This is a genomic window from Burkholderia mycopellens (genome assembly GCF_964265025.1).
In the GTDB taxonomy this organism is placed as follows: domain Bacteria; phylum Pseudomonadota; class Gammaproteobacteria; order Burkholderiales; family Burkholderiaceae; genus Burkholderia.
The window spans coordinates 1,762,922-1,782,597 of the sequence record NZ_OZ183803.1 but is presented as its reverse complement, the minus strand read 5'-3'; the positions used below and the strand labels follow the sequence as shown (position 1 = coordinate 1,782,597).

General features: G+C 68.3%; 19 protein-coding genes. 10 read left to right on the top strand and 9 right to left on the bottom strand.

Annotated features, from left to right (window positions below; genetic code table 11):
* Positions 1-12 precede the first annotated feature (12 nt).
* The 3 genes from ACPTTC_RS26300 to ACPTTC_RS26290 all read right to left on the bottom strand — a co-directional run bounded on the left by ACPTTC_RS26300 (position 13) and on the right by ACPTTC_RS26290 (position 3,373).
* Positions 13-309 (bottom strand): hypothetical protein, encoded by a 297-nt coding sequence (locus ACPTTC_RS26300; RefSeq protein ID WP_226194709.1) that lies wholly within the window; start codon positions 307-309, stop codon positions 13-15.
* A gap of 115 nt (positions 310-424) precedes the next feature.
* On the bottom strand, positions 425-2,245 hold the full coding sequence (locus ACPTTC_RS26295) for a sensor domain-containing diguanylate cyclase (RefSeq protein WP_423394542.1): 1,821 nt from the start codon (positions 2,243-2,245) through the stop codon (positions 425-427).
* A 327-nt stretch (positions 2,246-2,572) separates the two neighbouring features.
* Positions 2,573-3,373: an SDR family NAD(P)-dependent oxidoreductase gene (locus ACPTTC_RS26290; protein ID WP_423394541.1), complete on the bottom strand. Its 801-nt coding sequence runs from the start codon at positions 3,371-3,373 to the stop codon at positions 2,573-2,575.
* 136 nt (positions 3,374-3,509) lie between these two features.
* On the opposite strand from ACPTTC_RS26290, the gene ACPTTC_RS26285 reads away from it, so the two are divergent.
* Positions 3,510-4,469: a GlxA family transcriptional regulator gene (locus ACPTTC_RS26285; protein WP_423394540.1), complete on the top strand. Its 960-nt coding sequence runs from the start codon at positions 3,510-3,512 to the stop codon at positions 4,467-4,469.
* An 87-nt stretch (positions 4,470-4,556) separates the two neighbouring features.
* On the opposite strand, the gene ACPTTC_RS26280 is transcribed toward ACPTTC_RS26285, so the two are convergent.
* Entirely contained in the window at positions 4,557-5,048 is a 492-nt protein-coding gene (locus ACPTTC_RS26280; protein ID WP_124447769.1) for a 2,4'-dihydroxyacetophenone dioxygenase family protein, read from the bottom strand.
* Positions 5,049-5,216: 168 nt separating this feature from the next.
* Between ACPTTC_RS26280 and ACPTTC_RS26275 the strand changes: the two genes are divergently transcribed.
* From ACPTTC_RS26275 to ACPTTC_RS26265, 3 genes are read left to right on the top strand one after another with little or no spacing between them, the layout of a single operon-like run.
* Positions 5,217-5,687, top strand: coding sequence for a MarR family winged helix-turn-helix transcriptional regulator (locus ACPTTC_RS26275; protein WP_423394539.1), 471 nt, complete (start codon positions 5,217-5,219; stop codon positions 5,685-5,687).
* Between the two features lie 37 nt (positions 5,688-5,724).
* Positions 5,725-6,060 (top strand): hypothetical protein, encoded by a 336-nt coding sequence (locus tag ACPTTC_RS26270; RefSeq protein WP_423394538.1) that lies wholly within the window; start codon positions 5,725-5,727, stop codon positions 6,058-6,060.
* The gene (locus ACPTTC_RS26265) at positions 6,057-7,295 is read left to right on the top strand and encodes an MFS transporter (protein ID WP_423394537.1); all 1,239 of its coding nucleotides are present in this window, start codon (positions 6,057-6,059) and stop codon (positions 7,293-7,295) included. The genes ACPTTC_RS26270 and ACPTTC_RS26265 overlap by 4 nt, the downstream gene beginning before the upstream one ends.
* Positions 7,296-7,473: 178 nt before the next feature.
* Here the strand turns inward: ACPTTC_RS26265 and ACPTTC_RS26260 are convergent, their stop codons facing one another.
* Positions 7,474-8,424, bottom strand: coding sequence for a LysR family transcriptional regulator (locus tag ACPTTC_RS26260; protein WP_175950336.1), 951 nt, complete (start codon positions 8,422-8,424; stop codon positions 7,474-7,476).
* Positions 8,425-8,529: 105 nt separating this feature from the next.
* Here ACPTTC_RS26260 and ACPTTC_RS26255 point away from each other — a divergent pair, with 105 nt between their 5' ends.
* Both ACPTTC_RS26255 and ACPTTC_RS26250 read left to right on the top strand, forming a co-directional pair.
* The gene (locus tag ACPTTC_RS26255) at positions 8,530-9,888 is read left to right on the top strand and encodes an aspartate aminotransferase family protein (RefSeq protein ID WP_423394536.1); all 1,359 of its coding nucleotides are present in this window, start codon (positions 8,530-8,532) and stop codon (positions 9,886-9,888) included.
* A 50-nt stretch (positions 9,889-9,938) separates the two neighbouring features.
* Positions 9,939-11,456 carry a CoA-acylating methylmalonate-semialdehyde dehydrogenase gene (locus ACPTTC_RS26250; RefSeq protein WP_423394535.1) on the top strand — a complete coding sequence of 506 codons (1,518 nt, stop codon included), beginning with the start codon at positions 9,939-9,941 and terminating at the stop codon, positions 11,454-11,456.
* A 150-nt stretch (positions 11,457-11,606) separates the two neighbouring features.
* Here the strand turns inward: ACPTTC_RS26250 and ACPTTC_RS26245 are convergent, their stop codons facing one another.
* A complete protein-coding gene (locus ACPTTC_RS26245; protein WP_021159211.1) occupies positions 11,607-11,981 on the bottom strand; it encodes a COG4315 family predicted lipoprotein in 375 nt (124 codons plus the stop codon).
* A 465-nt stretch (positions 11,982-12,446) separates the two neighbouring features.
* Positions 12,447-13,382 carry an AraC family transcriptional regulator gene (locus tag ACPTTC_RS26240; RefSeq protein ID WP_423394534.1) on the bottom strand — a complete coding sequence of 312 codons (936 nt, stop codon included), beginning with the start codon at positions 13,380-13,382 and terminating at the stop codon, positions 12,447-12,449.
* Positions 13,383-13,469: 87 nt separating this feature from the next.
* Between ACPTTC_RS26240 and ACPTTC_RS26235 the strand changes: the two genes are divergently transcribed.
* Together ACPTTC_RS26235 and ACPTTC_RS26230 are read left to right on the top strand one after the other, a co-directional pair.
* Complete coding sequence (locus ACPTTC_RS26235) at positions 13,470-14,900, top strand: cytochrome P450 (RefSeq protein WP_423394533.1); 1,431 nt, start codon at positions 13,470-13,472, stop codon at positions 14,898-14,900.
* Positions 14,901-15,130: 230 nt separating this feature from the next.
* The gene (locus tag ACPTTC_RS26230; RefSeq protein ID WP_423394532.1) at positions 15,131-15,436 is read left to right on the top strand and encodes a panthothenate synthetase; all 306 of its coding nucleotides are present in this window, start codon (positions 15,131-15,133) and stop codon (positions 15,434-15,436) included.
* Between the two features lie 81 nt (positions 15,437-15,517).
* Here ACPTTC_RS26230 and ACPTTC_RS26225 read toward each other — a convergent pair whose 3' ends face one another.
* Together ACPTTC_RS26225 and ACPTTC_RS26220 are read right to left on the bottom strand one after the other, a co-directional pair.
* Positions 15,518-15,901, bottom strand: coding sequence for a hypothetical protein (locus tag ACPTTC_RS26225; protein ID WP_423394531.1), 384 nt, complete (start codon positions 15,899-15,901; stop codon positions 15,518-15,520).
* A gap of 146 nt (positions 15,902-16,047) precedes the next feature.
* Positions 16,048-16,848, bottom strand: coding sequence for a helix-turn-helix transcriptional regulator (locus tag ACPTTC_RS26220; protein WP_423394530.1), 801 nt, complete (start codon positions 16,846-16,848; stop codon positions 16,048-16,050).
* Between the two features lie 132 nt (positions 16,849-16,980).
* On the opposite strand from ACPTTC_RS26220, the gene ACPTTC_RS26215 reads away from it, so the two are divergent.
* Positions 16,981-18,387, top strand: a complete 1,407-nt coding sequence (locus tag ACPTTC_RS26215; RefSeq protein ID WP_423394529.1) for an APC family permease — start codon at positions 16,981-16,983, stop codon at positions 18,385-18,387.
* Positions 18,388-18,447: 60 nt separating this feature from the next.
* Positions 18,448-19,557 carry a P1 family peptidase gene (locus ACPTTC_RS26210; RefSeq protein WP_423394528.1) on the top strand — a complete coding sequence of 370 codons (1,110 nt, stop codon included), beginning with the start codon at positions 18,448-18,450 and terminating at the stop codon, positions 19,555-19,557.
* The last annotated feature ends 119 nt before the right edge of the window (positions 19,558-19,676 follow it).

The window sequence follows — 19,676 nt, the reverse complement described above, 5'->3', positions numbered from 1 at the left end:
CGCCGGTGCGCTTCAGTGGAGGGACAGAAACAGCCCGGGCAGGACGAGCAGGCCATGCAGCACCAGCGCTCCGTAGATCGTGCCGCCGCGCGCCTGCAGGTCGATCGACAGGCAGGCGACGGCTGCGACGACCCCGATGGCCGATAGGCCCGCCGCCCAGAAGAGCGCGGTGATCAGCACGCGCACGCCGGTGTACGGATCGTCCAGCGAACTGGCGAACACATAGCCGATCAGAAGCGCCAGCAGCTCGATGAGCGCGACGACGAGAAGACCTGACGCGATTCGCGCGGTGCGTTTGGCATTGTCCATGGCAAGTCGGAGTGGGTAGGGGCGGGGGCGCTAGCCTACACGATCGGTCCCGAATCGGTCGCGCAACGGGGGTGGCAGCACGCCCGGCGAGGAGCGAGCGTTGCCAGACAGAAATCTACGCCCGATACACCTCGATCCGGTTGCGGCCGCGCTCCTTCGCGAGATAGAGCGCCTTGTCGGCGCGCGACAGCGGCTGGTATGCGCCGAAGTCCGACGCCCGCATCGCGTCGATGCCGATGCTGACGGTCAGCGTGACCTGCTGATCCTCGTGCGTGAGCCGCGCCTGGCTCGCGCGTTGTTGCACGCGCTGCGCGAATGCCAGCGCGCGGTCGAGATCCGCGCCCGGCAGCACGATCGCGAATTCCTCGCCGCCAACCCGCCCGACGATGCCGTCCGGCCCGGTTTCCGCGAGCAGCAGCCGCGCAAAATGCCGCAGCGCGCGGTCGCCGACCGGGTGACCCCAGCGATCGTTCAGCGCCTTGAAGTGATCGAGATCGAGCATCAGCACCGCGGCGGCCTGGCCGGTCGTGCGCACGGCGCGCAGCGCGGCTTCGCTTTGCCGCATGAATGCGTGGCGGTTCGACAGCTGCGTCAGGTGGTCGGTGGTCGCCATCCGGTGCAGTTCGGCCTCGATGTGCTTGCGGTCGGTCGCGTCGGTGATGAAGCCGTGCCACACGGTGCCGCCGTCGGCCGTGCGCTGCGGGCGCGCGTCGCCTTCGCGCCAGCGCAGGCCCTGGCCGGGCAGCAGCACGCGATATTCGAGCCGCCACGGCGTCAGTCGCATCGACGAGTCGTGCAGCGACTGCCGATAGGCGACCAGGTCGGCCGGATGGATGCGCGTCTCGACCGCCTCGGCGCTGCGGGCGATCTGTTCGGGCGTCAGTTCGTAGATGTCGCCGACACCCGCGCTCGCGTAGGAAAAGAAGCGGCGCCCGTCGGGCGCCTGCCGCAGCTGGAACACCAGCCCGGGAACCTGGTCGGTGAGGTCCGTGACGAGCGCGGCCGAGTCGCGCAATCGCACGGCGAGCTCGCGCAGCGCGGTGATGTCCGTGGTCGTCCCGACCATCCGGAGCGCGCGGCCGTTGCCGTCGCGGGCAATCACCTTGCCGCGGCTGCAGATCCATTTGTACGAGCCGTCCTTGCAGCGGATGCGGTGCTCGACCGCGTAGTAGTCGGTGCGCTGCTCGAAGTGCGCGAGCATCGCGGCCTTCACGTCGGCGGCGTCGTCCGGATGCAGCCGTTCGTACGCGTCCTCGATCCGGGTGCTGAGCTCGTGCGGCGCGTAGCCGAGCATGGCCTTCCAGGCCGGCGAATAATGGATCTCGCCGGTTTCCACGTTGCGATCCCACACGCCGGTGCCGCTTTCGGTCAGCGCGAGCGTGGTCAGCGTGCTGTGTTCCTCGACGACGCCGAGCCGTTCGCGCAAAGCGGCTGCTTCGGTCGCGCGGGCAAGCGTGCCGGCGGCGAGCGTGGCGAGGTCGCACAGCAGCGCGTATTGCTTGGCGTCGAGCGCCGGGCGTTTATCGTCAACGACGCACAGCGTGCCCAGCGTCGCGCCATCGGGGGCGGCCAGCTTGCAGGCCGCGACGATCCGCAGCGCAAGAGGCGAGCCTTCGTTGCGTTGGCCGGTGGTGTTCGCGCCGTGCAGGGCGAACCGGGCCTCGGCAGCGGGGGGCGGCCCGGCTTGGGGCGGCAAGCCGTCGGCGGGAAGTGAATCGGCAAGCCGGTCGGGCAGTTCGCCGTCGACGGCCAGCACGCGTTGCGCATCGGCGCCGGCGCGCGTAATGAACGCGCCGGCGGCGCTGAAATGCGCACGCGCGACACGGCAGACGGTGTCGAGTTCCGGCAGGGGTGGGAGCGTGGGCTGACGGTTGGCCGAACCGCGTGCGGAGGCCGGCGCGTCACCCGTCTCGGTGATGAACATACGGACCCGCATGGTCGAATTCCGCAACGGACGATGGCCCTCGTGATCGGACGAATACCGGTCGAACGAGGTCGCTTGGGGACTGCAGTCGCAGAGCTTACTGTTGCGCGGAATACGTGGCAAGCGAACCGGAATCGTCTGTCTTTTTGCGACATTTGTGCAGGCCAGGAAAGAATCCGATGCGTGTTTCCGCAGACGAATCTCCCGATCGGCACATGCCCGGAAACGGGCCACGGAACCTCGGATGATGACGGACGATTCGCCACGCATCGCCGTGTTCCGCAGCCCATCCCGGGGTTCGACGTGCTCGTCGCTTTCGACCTGCGGGATGCCGCGTGCTCAGCTTGCCGTCGCGTAGCGCGGCGCGGGCGTGTCGGCCGACAGGTGCGGCGCCATCGTGCGGCGCGCGGCCTCGTACGCGGCCCATTCGTCGCCCGCGTGCAGCGACGGGATCGTCACGAGTTCGCCGCGATCGAAACCGACCAGCGCCGCATCGACCATGTCCGGCGCCGGCATCACGATTTCCTTCGGCAGATGTTCGAGCGGCAGGCCGCCCGTCTGCCAGAAATCGGTGGCGGTCGCGCCGGGCAGCACGGCCTGCACCTGCACGCCCTTGCCGGCGAGCTCGTGATGCAGCGACTGGCTGAACGCGAGCACGAACGCCTTGCTGCCGCCGTACACGCCGTTCAGCGTTTCCGGCGAGATCGCGACGATCGACGAAATGTTGATCACCGCACCGTGGCCGCGGGCGACGAAGCCGGGCACCGCCGCATAGGTGAGGCGCGTAAGCGCGGTCACGTTGAGGTCGATCATCCGCGTCATCGCGTCGACGTCGCTGTCGAGCAGCGGCGCGTGCGTGCCGACGCCCGCGTTGTTCACGAGCAGCGTGATGCTCGCATCCTGCTTCAGCTTCGCTTCGACGGCGGCGAGTGCGGCGCGGTCGTTGAGGTCGGCGTCGATGATCTCGACGCTGCGCTGCGTGTCGTTCGTGATGCGCTCGGCGAGGGCGGCCAGCCGCTCACGGCTGCGCGCGACCAGGATCAGGTCGTAGCCGCGGCGTGCGAGGCGGTCCGCGTAGACGGCGCCGATGCCCGACGACGCGCCGGTAATGAGGGCGGTACCGCGATGTGCTTGCGTCATGATGTGCTCCGTTTCGATGGGAATGGCCGGATGGCGTGAAGCCATTCTGGCCGCGAATCGCTGCGACACAAATGACGTAGATGGGTATGATTCAGGACATCGGGCCGACCCACTCGCCCGGGACGGGAGAACGCACATGCACCGCATCGGCTTTTTGATCAGCGATGGTTTCCAGATCATGGCGCTCGCCGCGCAATCGGTGTTCGAGTACGCGAACATGGGCATGAGCGAGCCGTTCTACGTGATGGACAACTATTCGGTCGACGGCGGCGACGTGCGCTCGTCGCTCGGGCTGTCGGTCGCCACGTGCGCGCTGCGCGGGCGGATCGCCGTCGATACGTGGATCGTCGCGGGCGTCAACGATCCGATCGCTTCGCCGGCGCCGGCCGGTGTCGTCGCGTTCCTGCGCCGCGCCAACGCACGCGCGCAGCGAATCGCCGGCATCTGCACGGGCGCGTTCGTGCTGGCCGAGGCCGGGCTGCTTGCGCAGCGCCGCGCGACGACGCACTGGGCGTTCGGCCGCGACATGCAGCGGGGCTATCCGGAGATACGCGTCGAGGAAGACCGGATCTACATCGTCGACGGCCCGATCTGGACGTCGGCCGGGATGACGGCCGGCCTCGACCTCGCGCTTGCAATGGTGGAAAAGGATCTCGGCGCCGATGCCGCGCGATCGGTCGCACACAAGCTCGTGATGCACCAGCGGCGGGCCGGCGGCCAGTCGCAGCATTCGGAAATGCTGAAGCTCGCGCCGAAATCCGACCGGATCCAGAACGCGCTGAACTACGCGCGGCAGCATCTCGGCCGCGCGCTGACCGTCGAGGATCTCGCCGAAGCCGTGCACCTGAGCCCGCGCCAGTTCAGCCGCGTGTTCACGCTCGAAACGGGGCAGTCGCCCGCGAAGGCGATCGAGCGGCTGCGGCTGGAGAATGCGCGGCTGATGATCGAGCAGAGCCGCCACTCGCTCGACTTGATTGCGAAGGAAAACGGCTTTCGCGACCGCCGGCACATGCGCGAGGCGTTCGTGCGCGGGTTCGGCGTACCGCCGCAGGCGATGCGGCGCGACGCGCGGGCGGGCGAGCGGGAAACGGGCTGAACCGTCATCGGCATCCGCCGGTTCTGCCTGTCCTTGCGACGATCACGGCGGCGAGCGGCGCGTTCGATCGCCGCGGCCGCCCGGCATTCAACGCGTGACGAACGGCGCGGCGGCGTCCGGCGCCGTGCGCGCATGCTTGCGCTGGCGCAGCAGCGCGACGCGGCAGTTCTCGCGCGCGGTCTCGCGGCCGTCGTCGTCGAGCAGCACGAGATCGCCGCGCATCACGTTGAGCGTGATCACGTCCTCACCCGGCGCGCCGAGCGTTTCCGGCGTGTGCACCGAGCCGGCCGGTTCGAGCACCGTCGAGCCGGCGTGCGCCACCCAGTCGTATTCGCGGTAGCGCCACGCACCCTGCAGCGTATGGACGAACACCTCGCCGTCGTGACGGTGGCGCGGCAGCGTGCCGCCGGCCGGCATCTTCAGCAGCGCGGTCAGTGTGTCCTCGGCCGCATTGATGTGCAGGTACTTGATCGCCAGCCCCGGCAGGTCGGCGCTCATCGGCAGCCACGGCAGCGCGTCGCCAGGCAGGCACGAAATCGGCGGCAGGTCGGTGGAGAGCGGGGCGGACGGCTGCGTCATGGCGGGAGGCGGAGCGGAAATGGGGAGCCCGCATTATCGCAGAGCCGGCTCGTGCGGCCGAACGGGACGCTTCGCATCGGCTCGAGCGCATGCGACGAGGCGATCCTTACAGTCTGAAATACACAGCTAAACTGTACAGTTTTTCTGTATATCGGATATCCTGACTACATGAACACGCCAGTGCCTTCTTCCGAAGCGCTCCCGCTGGCCGGCCTTGCCGGCGAACTCCGCATCTCGGTCGGCAAGCTGATGCGGCGGATGCGGGAGCAGATCCACCCGAACGATCTCACGTCATCGCAGAAGTCGGTGCTGTTGCGGCTCGACCGCGACGGCCCCGCGACCGTGTCGGCGCTCGCGCGTGCCGAGAGCGTGCGGCCGCAGTCGATGCGCGTGACGGTCGCGACGCTCGAGACGCTGGGCGCCGTCAGCGGCGAGCCCGATCCCTCCGACGGCCGGCAGACGCTGATCGCGCTCACGCCCGGTTTCCGCAAGGTGCTGCAAGCCAACCGCGCGGCCAAGGACGACTGGCTGTTCCGCGCGCTGCACGCGCAACTGTCGGAGGCAGAGCAGGCCGAGCTCGCATCGGCCGTGAAGCTGCTGCAGCGGCTCGCCGAATTCCAGGAACCGCCGCGTTCGTAAACCGCCTCGCCCCGCTCGCCGAAAGGACAACCCAAACATGAACTTCTCGCATCTCGTGTCGTATTGCTTCGGCGGCGCGTTTCTCGCGAATGGGGTGCCGCACCTCGTCAGCGGGTTGCGCGGCGAGCCATTCCAGACCCCGTTCGCGAATCCGCCCGGGCGCGGGTTGTCGTCGTCCACCGTGAATGTCGTGTGGGGCGTCGCGAACCTCGTGATGGCGTATGGGCTGGTGTGCCGGGTCGGCGATTTCGACCTCCGGGTCACGGCCGACGCGGCGGCGTTTGGCCTCGGCATCCTCCTGCTCGGCCTGTTCCTCGCGCGGCGCTTCGGCGAGCTGCACGGCGGCAACGAGCCCGACAGGGAGCGGCCGTGAGCGTGCCGGCGGCGGGCGTGTTCCGCTCGCTTCGCGGCTTCAACTATCGCGTGTGGGCGATCGGCGCGCTGGTGTCGAACATCGGCACGTGGATCCAGCGCACCGCGCAGGACTGGCTCGTCCTCACGCAGCTCACGCATCACGACGCGTCGGCGGTCGGCATCGTGATGTCGCTGCAGTTCGGCCCGCAGCTTCTGCTGCTGCCGTGGACGGGGTACGCGGCCGACCGTTTCGACCAGCGCAAGCTGCTGATGGCGACGCAGGCGCTGATGGGCGGCCTCGCGCTCTTGCTGGGGCTGCTGACGGTGACCGGCGTCGCGCAGCTGTGGCACGTGTATCTGTTCGCGTTCCTGTTCGGCTGCGCGTCGGCGTTCGATGCGCCGGTGCGGCAGACCTTCGTCGCGGAACTGGTCGCCGACCGGGAGCTGGCGAACGCCGTCGCGCTCAACTCGACGTCGTTCAACGCGGCGCGGATGATCGGGCCGGCGGCGGCCGGCTTCATCATCGCGTCGATCGGCACCGGCTGGGCGTTCCTGCTCAACGGGCTCAGCTTCGTCGCGGTGCTGGCGTCGCTGTCGATGCTGCGTGCCGACGAGCTGCGCGCGCATGCGCGGGCCGGCCGCACGCGCGGCAGCCTGCTCGACGGGTTCCGTTACGTGTGGCAGCGCCCGGACCTGAAGGCGATCCTCGCGATGCTGTTCCTGATCGGCACGTTCGGGCTCAATTTCCAGCTGTTCATCTCGACCATGGCGGCCAGCGTGTTCCACGTCGACGCGCGCGGCTTCGGCGTGCTGTCGTCGATGATGGCCGTCGGCACGATTACCGGTGCGCTGCTCGCGGCACGCCGGGACCGGCCGCGCTTCCGGCATCTGTGGATCGGCGCGGCGCTGTTCGGGCTCGGCTGCACGCTGGCCGCGCTGGCGCCGGGCTACTGGCTGTTCGGTGCCGCGCTCGTGCTGACCGGGATCGCCGCGATCACCTTCATGAACTCGACCAACAGCCTGATGCAACTGTCGACCGAGCCGGCGATGCGCGGCCGCGTGATGGCGCTGCGTCTCGCGGTGGCGCTCGGCGGCACGCCGATCGGCGCGCCGGTGGCGGGCTGGGTCGCGAACCATCTGGGCCCGCGCTGGGCGCTCGGTGTGGGCGCGATGTCCGGTTTTGCCGCGGCGCTCGTCGCGACGCATTTTCTGAAGCGCATGCGCGCGCAGGGTGGAGCGGGCGGTGGTGTTTGATCGACTATGAAAGGGGCGTAGGCTGTTCAGTTGTTCGGCCGGACAGCGCTCGGTCGTTCGACATTCGGCCGATCGGCATTCGGACGTTCAGCACTCGGTCGTTCGGCACCCGGTTGCTCAGCGCTCAGCCGTCCGGCACTCAGCCGTTCAGCACCCAGCCGCCCAGCCACGCCAATGATCACGCCCCCGGCCGATCTGCCGCATGCGCGGCTTCGAGACACGACTGAAACAGCAGCGCGGCCCGCGACGGCCGCGGCGAGCGGCGCAGCAGGCTCACGAACCGGCACCGGTAGTTGAACCGGTGCGGCGCGATCGGCTGCATCAGCCCCTTGGTTTCGAAGCTTTCCGCGTAATGGTCGGGGAGGAAGCCGAGATAGCGGCCGGACAGGATCAGCGTCGCGATCGACTCCTGGTCCGACGCGGTCGCGCTGCGCGTGAGCTTCGCGCGATGGCTCAGTTCCATGTTCGGCGAATGGAAGCCGAGCCCCGCGAACGCGTGGTTACGGATCGTCGTCCACGTGAGCTTGCCGTGCGGCGCATCGTAAAGCGGATGCTGGCGGCCGCAATAGAGCAGCATCCGTTCGTCGAACAGCTCCGAATACACGAGGCTGCCCGAATTGCGGTGCGCGGGAATGATCCCGACCTGATAGCTGCCGTCGATGATCCCGCGCTCGACCTCGTTGATCGACGCGACATGCAGGTTCAGCGCGACGTCGGGGGCCTCGTCCGTGAACTGGCGGATCGCGTCGCCGAGCCGCGCGTTCGCGTTGGTGGCCGTCTTGTCGAACACCGCGACGTGCAGTTCTCCGCCCATCCGCTCGTGAATACCGTCTATCCTGCTGCGAAAGGCCTCCATCGACGCGAGCAGCCGCAGCGTCTCCTCGTACACCGTCTGTCCCTCGGGCGTCAGCGTGAAGCCCGCACGGCCGCGCCGGCACAGTACGAGGCCGACGCGCGTTTCCAGATCCTTCACGTGCCGGCTGATCGTCGAGATGCCGATATTCAGTTCCAGTTCGGCCGCCGCCATCCCGCCGCACTGCACGACGCCCTTGAAGACCCGCAGCAGGCGCAGATCCATGTCGCTGAGCTGCCCGAGCAGCGCACGGCTCTTCGGTTTTTTTGCTTGCATAGTTGCGCAAGTGAACATTGATATTGCGATATTGAAGAGACTAATTGGCCTCCCGACAATGCGCAACATCATCACAAGAAGGAGGGGCGCGCCGCGCCGACCGACATGACCGACATCACCACCGCCGCGCAGCAGGACGACACGACCATCCGTACCGACGCCGCATGGCTCGACGCGCACTGGATGCCGTTCACCGCCAACCGCCAGTTCAAGGCCGATCCGCGCATGATCGTGTCGGGCCAGGGCGCGTATTACACGGACGCCGAAGGCCGCAAGATTTTCGACGGCCTGTCGGGTCTCTGGTGCACGGGCCTCGGTCACGGCCGCACGGAAATCGTCGAAGCCGTGAGCCGCCAGGTCGCGCAGCTCGACTACGCGCCGGCGTTCCAGTTCGGCCATCCGAAATCGTTCGAGCTTGCGAACAAGATCAAGGACCTGACGCCGGCCGGCCTCGACTACGTGTTCTTCACGGGTTCGGGCTCGGAAGCGGCCGATACCTCGCTGAAGCTGGCCCGCGCGTACTGGCGCGCGAAGGGCAAGGGCACGAAGACGCGTCTGATCGGCCGCGAGAAGGGCTACCACGGCGTGAACTTCGGTGGTATCTCGGTGGGCGGGATCGGGCCGAACCGCAAGCTGTTTGGCCAGGGCCTCGACGCCGACTTCCTGCCGCATACGCAACTCGCCGAGAACAAGTTTTCGCGCGGGATGCCCGAGCACGGCGCCGAACTGGCCGACCGCCTGCTCGAGCTGATCGCGCTGCACGACGCATCGAACATCGCGGCCGTGATCGTCGAGCCGTTTTCCGGTTCGGCGGGCGTGGTCGTGCCGCCGAAGGGCTATCTGAAGCGACTGCGCGACATCTGTACCGCGCACGACATCCTGCTGATTTTCGACGAGGTCATCACGGGCTTCGGCCGTGCCGGCGCGATGACGGGCGCCGACGCGTTCGGCGTGGTGCCGGACATCCTGAACTTCGCGAAGCAGGTGACGAACGGCGTGCAGCCGCTCGGCGGCGTGATCGCGACGAAGGAAATCTACGACACGTTCATGGCCGCGGGCGGCCCCGAGTACATGCTCGAGTTCCCGCACGGCTACACGTATTCGGCGCACCCGGTCGCGTGCGCGGCCGGCATCGCGGCGCTCGACCTGCTGGTGAAGGAAGACGCGGTGGCCCGCGTGCGCGATCTCGCGCCGCATTTCGAGGCGGCCGTGCACGGGCTGAAGGGCCAGCGCCACGTCGCGGACATCCGCAACTACGGGCTCGCGGCTGGCCTGACGATCGCGGCACTGCCGGGCGAGCCGGCACGGCGCCCGTACGAGATCGCGATGCGCTGCTGGGCGAAGGGCTTCTACGTTCGCTACGGCGGCGACACGATCCAGCTGGCGCCCCCGTTCATCTCGGAGAAGCGCGAGATCGACAACCTGGTCAACGCGCTGTCCGACGCATTGAACGAAGTGGACTGAGCCGCGGCTTGCCCTCAAGCGACAACCGAATTCACGAAAGAGCCTGAACGATGAAACACGACAGCAATGTGACCTCCACCGTCGGCCACCTGATCGACGGCAAGCGCGTCGACGGCGGCAGCCGCGTCCAGCCGGTGTTCGACCCGGCCACCGGCGAATCGAAAAAGAGCGTCGCGCTCGCCGACAAGCTGACCGTCGAAGCGGCGATCGCGTCCGCGCAGGCCGCGTTTCCGGCCTGGCGCAACACGCCGCCGCTGAAGCGTGCCCGCGTGATGAGCCGCTTCAAGACGCTGCTCGAGGAGCATGCCGACGAGCTGTGCGCGCTGATCACGGCCGAGCACGGCAAGGTGCTCGCCGATGCGATGGGAGAACTGCAGCGCGGGATCGAGAACGTCGAATACGCAACCTACGTGCCGGAGTTGCTGAAGGGCGAGCACAGCAAGAACGTCGGCCCCGCGATCGATTCGTGGAGCGAGTTCCAGGCGCTCGGCGTCGCCGCCGGCATCACGCCGTTCAACTTCCCGGTGATGGTGCCGCTGTGGATGTGGCCGATGGCCGTCGCGTGCGGCAACACGTTCGTGCTGAAGCCGTCGGAGCGCACGCCGTCGTCTACGTTGCGCATGGCCGAGCTCGCGCTCGAAGCCGGCCTGCCGCCGGGCGTGCTGAACGTCGTGAATGGCGACAAGGAAGCGGTCGACACGCTGCTGACCGACTCGCGCGTGAAGGCCGTGAGCTTCGTCGGCTCGACGCCGATCGCCGAATACATCTACTCGACCGGCTGCGCGCACGGCAAGCGCGTGCAGGCGCTCGGCGGCGCGAAGAACTTCGCGGTCGTGATGCCGGACGCCGACATCGGCAACGCGGTGAACGCGCTGATGGGCGCCGCGTACGGCTCGTGCGGCGAACGCTGCATGGCGATTCCGCTGGTCGTCGCGATCGGCGACGAGACGGGCGACCAGGTCGTCGCGGGCCTGAAGGCCGAGATCGAAAAGATGAAGGTCGGCCCGGGCAACGGCTCGGGCGTCGACATGGGCCCGCTCGTCACGCAGCAGCATTTCGACAAGGTGACGGGTTTCGTCGAAGCCGGTGTGGCAGCGGGCGCGACGCTCGTCGTCGACGGCCGCGGCGTGAAGGTCGACGGCCACGACGGCGGTTATTACCTCGGCCCGTGCCTGTTCGACAACGTGAAGCCCGGCATGCCGATCTACCAGCACGAGATCTTCGGGCCCGTGCTCGGCGTGATCCGGCTGAAGTCGCTCGACGAGGCGATGGCGCTGATCGACGCGCACGAATACGGTAACGGCACGTGCCTGTTCACGCGCGACGGCGAGGCCGCGCGCTACTTCAGCGACAACATCCAGATCGGCATGGTCGGCATCAACGTGCCGCTGCCGGTGCCGGTTGCGTACCACTCGTTCGGCGGCTGGAAGCGTTCGCTGTTCGGCGACCTGCACGCGTACGGCCCGGACGCCGTGCGCTTCTACACGAAGCGCAAGACGATCACGCAGCGTTGGCCGTCGGCCGGCGTGCGCGAAGGGACTGTGTTCAGCTTCCCTTCGAACCGCTGACGCGCCACCCGGCCGCATGCGTCGCCCGCCCGCTTGACGGCGGACGACGCAGCGCGGCCGGCGCGATCGCGAGAAGGCCCGCCCGGATCGACGATCCGCGCGGGCTTTCTTGCGCAGGCGCAGCGTGCGCGGAAGACGGCGGACGAGCGCTTACGGCGCAACCACGTGCCACATGTCCTTGAAGTTGTCGCCGTTGCGGTCGCCCTGTTTCATGTCCTTCGAGAAGAAGTACAGCGGCTTGCCCTTGTATGCCCATTGCGGGCTGCCGTCGTCGCGCTTGACGATCGTGTAGGGCCCGACCGGAACGTCGGTCGCGCTGGCCTTGTACGGCGGCCAGAAGGATTCGCACTGGCCCGTGCACGCGCTGGTGCCGGCGTTGGCCTTGTCCTTGTCGAACGTATAGACGGTCATTCCGTTCGCGGCGACGAGCGAACCGTTTTCGACTTTGGTGATCGAGCCTTGAGCCGACGCCGAAGCGGATGCAATGGCGAGCAGGGCGGAGCTGACGAGCAGCGCGGCTTTCATGAGGGCCTCCTGTAATCCGGTGGGCGGCCGCGATCGTGCACGGGCGAGCGTGCGCCGGGATCGCGATGAAGGGTGCCGGAACGCGGTGCCGTTGCCGCCGGTGCGAGCGACGCAGGGTCGAATGGCGGCAAACGGGGCGCTCCATTCACGATAGGCGGTTTTTGGCGGGGCTGCGAGAACATTGGGGGCGTATCGGCCGCGCGTAGGCGTTACACAATGGCATCGCGATCGTTGCCATGCTCCGGCGCCGGTATTTGACATCCGTCCCCGAGTGCGCGCTGCGCCTACCCGTGCGTCAGCGCCTCGCGCGATTGGTTTGCGCGACGCCCGCGATCACGAGCGCACCGCTGCCCAGCATCGATGGCGACAGCGGTTCGCCGAACAGCGGCACCAGGTTGGTGAACACAGCCGCGCGGGCCGTGCATGGCGAAACGGCTCACCAATGCGGGATCGGCCGCCGCCGCGTCACACCCAGAGCCGGTACATCCAGAACGATTCGTCCTCGATGAAGCGTTGCGTGAATTCGCTCGGCGAGAAACCGGTGATCCGCTTGACCTCGCGGCTCAGGTGCGCCTGGTCGGCGAACCCTTCGTCCAGCGCCAGCGTGGCCCAATTGAACGCGGTGCCGGCTTCGAACCGGTCGCGCGCCGCGAAGAACGCGCTTTCCGTCCTGACGAGCGCCTGCCATTCGCGCAGCGATCGGCCGCTGTAGGTCTTGATGCGGCGTTCGACCTGGCGCGGGCTGTGCGTGCCGCGCCATTCGCGTGCCTGCAGCGCGAGGCGCTCGACCCAGCTGCGCCCAGCGTGGCGGAGCGACGACAGCGGTGTAGTGGGCCGAAGCGCCTGCCAGCGCGGCGCGAGATGACGTTCGATGGCCGCCAGCACGTCGGCATCGCGCTCCGCGCCGAGCAGGCCATCGAGCAGCGGGTGCCAGTCGGGGGCGAGGCACGCGTGCGCGTCGAGCACGCGGTCGTGGATGTCCGGCAGCGCGACGCCGAACAGCGCCCGCGCCGCATCGGCGGTGAAGCAGATCATGCCGATCCTTCCACCCGTCGGCGCCCAGGCCACGGTAGGGGCGGAATGGCTGCCCGACAGCGTCGCCGAGGCCCCGAAGGGGCGCCACCGGGGCCCGTCGGCTGCGGGTTCGACGAAGCCCACGTCGAGATCCCGATACCACGACACGCACACCAGCGGCGTGGCCGGAAAATGCGAGAGCCGCTGCGCGTCGCTCAACGCGAACCCGCGCGTGTCGTGCAACACGATCGCGACCACCGCGCCCTGCAGGGCAGCCGGCGCGGGGTACAGCCGCCCGTGCGGCGACCGCCCGTCCCTCAGCACGCGAGGCGCGCGTGCCAGCGGATCGGGGCATGACGGCGAGATCGATAACGGATCGGAGAACATGACGCCGGAGTATAGGGACAGGCCAGACGCGTGTCGATGTCGTTTGCGTTCAAGACCGCCGGCAAGCCGATGCGGACAATCCGGCCCATGAATACGCGATCCACTTCCCAATGTCCATTCCATGCGGGCGCCCCGGCTTCGGCGCCCGTGCTTCACCCGCCCGGCGTGTGGCCGCCGGGGCCGCGCACCGGCCTGACGGGTTGGGGGCTGCTGCGCACGATGTCGCGCGACCTGCTCGGCACGCTGGCCGGCTGGCAGCGCGCATACGGTGACGTCGTGCACTTGCGAATGTGGCCCGAGCATGCGGTGGTCGTGACCGATCCCGCGCTCGTGCGCGAACTCCTGGTGACGCATCACGATGCGCTCGGGCGCTGGGAGCGAGCCGTCCGGGTGTTTGAGGAGGTTCACGGCCATAGCGTGCTGATCGCCGAAGGCGACGCGTGGCGCGACAAGCGGCACGCGTTGCAGCCGAATTTCATGCCGAAGCCGGTTCAGGCGTTCGTCCCGTCGATCGCGGCGACGGCCGGACACGCGCTTGCGCAGTGGCCGGCGCGCGATCCGGACTGGCCGATCGAAAGCGCGCTGACGTCGCTGGCGATGGACGTGATCATGCGCACGATGTTCTCCGATGCGATCGGCGACGATGCGCGTGCGGCCGAGGAAGCCGTGCGCGCGGTGAGCGCGGCGGCCAACGCCGATTTCTACTGGCCGGCAAGCACGCCGGACTGGATGCCGTGGAAGCGCGGCAAGGCGCGGGCGATAGCCGTGCTGAACGGGCTGATCGACCGGCATCTGCAGGCGCGTCTCGACTTGCCGATGCACGCGTGGCCCGACGATCTGCTGTCGCGTCTGTTGCGGCTGCATCGGGACGACGCGCGGCGATGGCCGGTGCGGGCCGTGCGCGACGAATGCATGACGGCGTTTCTCGCGGGCCACGAGACGACGGCCGGGGCGCTGACCTGGTGGGCGTGGTGCATGGCGGCGCATCCGGAGGCGCAGGCCGCCGCACGCGACGAAGTGGCGCGCGTGCTGGGCGGTCGCGCGCCGTCCGCCGAGACGCGATCGTCGCTGCGCTACCTGACGCACACGCTCGAGGAAACGCTGCGCCTGTATCCGTCCGCGCCGATCCTGATCAGCCGCCGGGCGGCCCGGCCGATCGTGCTGGGGCCGTGGCAGTTCCCCGCTCGGACGCTGTTCATGCTGCCGCTGCAGCTCATGCAACGCGATGCGCGATGGTTTGCGGAGCCCGACGTGTTTCGTCCCGAGCGTTTTGCGGACGACGCGCCGGCCGCGCCGCGCGGAAGCTACATGCCGTTCGGCACGGGCCCGCGTGTGTGTCTCGGGCAGCATCTGGCGATGACGGAAATGACGATCGTCGCCGCGATGATCCTGCAGCGCTACGAATTGTCGGTGCCGCCGGGCATGACACCGCCGCGGCCGGTGCTGAACGTGACGCTGCGGCCGGAGCGGCCGCTGCATCTCGCGATCGCGCCCGCCGCGGCCGGCCGTGCCGAGTGATGCGTGCGGCGCGGCCGGGCGAGCGGGGCGCCGATGCGACGGGGCATCGAACGCGACGGCATGCTCGCCGGACTCGCGTGTCATGAACGATTGCCGTTCAGGCAATGCGGCGTCATCGAATCGTCGGAATGTGAATGCCTGCCGGCCGCGCCTTTTGGCGCCGCTGGCGCGGCGTCGCGCAGCACCTATGCTTGAAGGGCCCACGCCGGGCGGAGCCCAAGGAGACGGTCATGCGCATGCTTCTCAACATACGAATCCCTCACGAGCCGTTCAATACGCTGGTGCGCGATGGCAGCGTCGGCGACGTGATCTCGCGAATACTCGAAGCGGTCAAGCCGGAGGCCGTGTATTTCACGGAGCAGAACGGCGGGCGCGGGGCGGTCGTGATCGTCGACGTGAATGACCCGTCGCGGATCCCGGCGCTCGCGGAGCCGTGGTTCCTGATGTTGAATGCGGACTGCGAGTTCCGCGTGGTGATGTTGCCGGACGATCTCCGGAATGCCGGGCTCGCGCAGATCGGCGCGAAGTGGAAGTAGCGGACGTAGCAGGACACTGCGTATGACCGTGCCCCTGCTCGAGAGCCGGGCAGGCGGCATGGCGCGGCTCTCGCGTGCCGGCTATTGTGCAGGTCGCGACGGTTCGGGGTTCGCTGCTTTCCCGTCTTTCGGCCGCAATAGCAACAGCAGGCCGCTCAGCGCCGCCGCGGCGACGAACGCGAAAAAGAACTGTTCGTTCCATCGGCGCAGGCTGTCCGACGCCACACCGCCGGCACTCCCGGCCGCGGCGCCGGCTTCCAGCAGGAACGTGAAGACCGCCGGCACCGGTGCGGAACCCAGGTAGGCCAGGAACGCGAACTGCAGCCGGCCACGCGTGAGAATCGACCAGACATCTTTCCCCATCAGGTAAGCGACCAGCAGCAGCGGTGGCACGAGCACGATCGACGCGGCGCTGATGGCACACAGAAGCAACCAGCCAAGTCCGACGAGCGGAATGAGCGACATGAATCGGGATTCCTGTTTCGGGGCAGTCTCGTTGTCGACGGATCATCCGGATGGGCTTCAACGGATAACCAGGGAAGGCGGCGATTCACGGATATTGCACGATTCCGCGCCCGCTGCCATCCGCCTTTGTCGATATGTCGACGTGTTCATCCCGCCGCATCTTCCCCCAACGCCTGGATGAAGCGCGAAAACAGCTCGGGCTGCGACGAGATGCCAAGCTTCGCGTAAAGATGCCGCCGGTGCACCTTCACCGTTTCGGGTGATATCGCCAGCCGCTCGGCGATCGCCTTCGACGAATTGCCGCGCAGCACCATTCTCGCGATCGACATCTCGCGATCGGTCAGCACGCCCGCGCCGAAGCGGGCAAGCGCCTGCTCGACCCGCGCACCGAGATCGGCATCGGGCGTGGCGCGTGCCGCGTCACCCACCAGCCGCCAGTGCTGCCGGATCGCCGCGAGCACCCATGGCATCGCGGCCGTCAGCTTGCCGAGCGGCTCGACGTCGAACCGCGTACCCGCGCCGAGCGACAGCGACAGCAGCAGGTCGGCGTTTGGCCGCACGAGGATCTGGATCTCGTCGTCGCCAACCGCATCGCGGAAGTAGCTCAGAAAATATTCACTCTGCCGGAACAGGTCGGGCGCGACTTCCTCGAGCCGGTAGCAGCCGTCGGCGAGCCCGTCGTGAGCGGCCTGCAGGAACGGATCGAGCAGATATAACCCATTCAGGTAAAGCGGCACCGGCGACGCGGCATCGGTGCCGCCCGTGTCGTATTCGTCGAGCACGAGCGGCACGCCGTCGCGGCCGATCGCGGTCGCGAGCGCGTTGTCGAACGGCACCATTTCATTGAGCAACAGCACCAGAAACCGCCAGAAGCGCGGCTGGCCGAGATGATCGATTGCGCGGCCGAGCGCCTGGTGCATCGCGATTTCGGAAAAGAGACGATCCATACCACCACCGGAAGGGCGTAACACGAAGGGGGAATAGCGGTCCTGAAATTGGCTTCCTAGACTGCCACGCAATCAGTCGGGCCCGAGTATGGGCGTTCAAAAAACGTTGGCAAAGCAGGACAGGAGAACGAAATGGCGATGATGTCGGAATCGACGGGCACGCTGCAAGCGGCGCCTGCAACGGAAGACGCGCCGCGCGCGCTGTCGCAGACGCTCAGCGTGCGCGATGCGGTGATGATCACCGTATCCGGCGTGACGCCCGCGAGCTCGATCTTCGTGATCGCGCCGTTCGCGATCCAGCAGGCCGGCAGCGGCGCGGTGCTGTCGTTCCTGCTCGGCGGCGTGCTCGCGCTGGCGTTCGCGCTCTGTTACGCGGAGCTCAGCGCCGCGCACCGCAGTGCGGGCGGCGAATACGTCATGGCCAAGCGCGTGTTCGGCACGCTGCCCGGCTACCTGACCTTCATCACGGTGCTGTCCGTCAGCGTGTTCATCCCGGCCGTGCTCGCGAGCGGCGCCGCGCCCTACCTGAACAACGCGCTCGGCACGCATTTCGGCAACCAGTCCGTCGCGCTGACGATCGTGCTGCTCAGCTACCTGCTCGGCATGCTGAACATCAAGACGAACGCGTGGATCACGGGCGCGTTCCTGGTCGTCGAGATCGGCGTGCTGATGCTGATCGCGGGCCTCGGCTTCGGTTCGCCGCATCGCGGCGCCGACGCGCTGATCGCGCCGGTCGTCGCGAGCGGCAACGCGCTCGTGCCGGCGACACTGGCCGCGATCGTCCCGGCGATCGGCACGGCGATCTTCTGCTACAACGGCTTCGGCTCGGCCGCCTATCTCGCGGAAGACCTGCGCGGCGGCAACCGCAATGTCGCGAAGGCGGTGATCTACTCGCTGCTCGTGATCCTCGTCGTCGAACTGATTCCGCTCACCGCGATCGTGCTCGGCGCGCCGTCGCTGACCGAGCTGACGAAGAGCGCCGACCCGATCGGCTATGTCGTGCGTTCGCTGAGCAGCCCGGCCGTGTCGCGCGTGGTCAGCGGCGGGATCTTCCTGTCGGTGTTCAACGCGATCATCGCGATCGTGATCACGATGGGCCGGCTGCTGTACAGCAGCGGCCGGCACGCGCTCTGGTCGCGCACCTGCAACCGTGCATTCTCGACGATCCATCCGCGCCTCGAATCGCCGTGGCTCGCCACCCTCGCGCTTGCGGTGCCGTCGGCCGGGCTCGTGTTCGTGTCGAGCCTCGACGAACTGACCGCGTTCACGGTCGACCTGTTGCTGCTGATCTATCTGGTCGTCGGGCTGGCCGCGCTCGCGAGCCGCTTCGTGCGCCGTGACGTCGAACATCATTACCGGATGCCGTTGTGGCCCGTGACGCCGCTCGTCGCGGTAGCCGGCGCGGCCTATACGCTCTACACGACGCTGGCGACGGCCACGAAACCGACCGACCTGATCATCATCGCGGGGCTGCTGATCGCCGCGCTCGTGATGTATGCGGTCTGGGCGCGCCACAGCGAAGCGTTCCGCACGCTCTGAGCGCTGGCCTTGTCGAAGCACTGAAACACCGAACCATTGAGAGACTGGAGGAACTGCATCATGCGCACGAGGGATCTCGGCATCCGCATCGGACTCGGCACACCGGGCCGCTTCAACGCGATCACGGACGTTCCGGGCGTGCGGGTCGGGCATTGCACGCTGAACGTCGAGAACGGCGACGCATCGATCCGCACCGGCGTCACCGTCATCGAGCCGCGCGCGGGCGCCGCGCACGATTCGCCGTGTTTCGCGGGCGTGCACGTGCTGAACGGCAACGGCGACGCGACGGGGCTCGAATGGATCCGCGAGGCGGGCCTGCTGACCACGCCGATCGCCTATACGAACACGCACAGCGTCGGCGCGGTGCGCGACGCACTCGTCGCGAACGAGCGCGAAGCGGCGGCCGGCCGCGTGTACTGGTGCATGCCGGTCGTGATGGAAACCTACGATGGCTTGCTGAACGACATCTGGGGGCAGCACGTGAACGCCGCGCATGTGCAGCGCGCGCTGGCCGCCGCTCAGCCGGGGCCGGTTGCCGAAGGCGGCGTGGGCGGCGGCACGGGGATGATCTGCCACGAGTTCAAGGGCGGCATCGGCACCGCGTCGCGCGTGCTCGCGGCCGATGCGGGCGGCTGGACCGTCGGCGCGCTCGTGCAGGCGAACTACGGCGTGCGCGAGATGCTGCGCGTGGCCGGCTACCCGGTCGGCGAAGTGCTGCGGCACGTGCCTTCGCCGTTCCGCGCGCCGGACGCGCAAGGCGAGGCCGGGATGGGATCGATCGTCGTGACGATCGCGACCGACGCGCCGTTGCTGCCGCATCAATGCACGCGCCTCGCGCAGCGTGCGAGCGTCGGGCTGGCGCGCGTCGGCGGGGGCACCGAGGATTCGAGCGGCGACATCTTCCTTGCGTTCGCAACGGGCAACGACGGCCTGCCGGCGGCGAACTACGGCAGCAAGGGCGCGCCGACCACCGGCGTGCAGATGGTCAACAACGACCATATTTCCGCGCTGTTCGTCGCCGCGGCGGAAGCGGTGGAGGAAGCGATCGTGAATGCGCTCGTCGCGGGCGGCGACGTCGAGTCGCGCGGTGCACGGGTCGAAGGGCTGGGGCAGGCGCGCTTGCTGGATGCGTTGCGCGAGGTGGGCTGGCGGCCGGGGCGCGGCGCGTGAAACGGCATGCGCCGCTTCAATCGAAGCGGCGTAGGCGGGAGCGTCGATGCGGCGAGCGGTCGGGCCGCCGCTCGCCCGCGCATGCAAGGCGGACGGTGCGGGCGTGGCCGTGACGACGC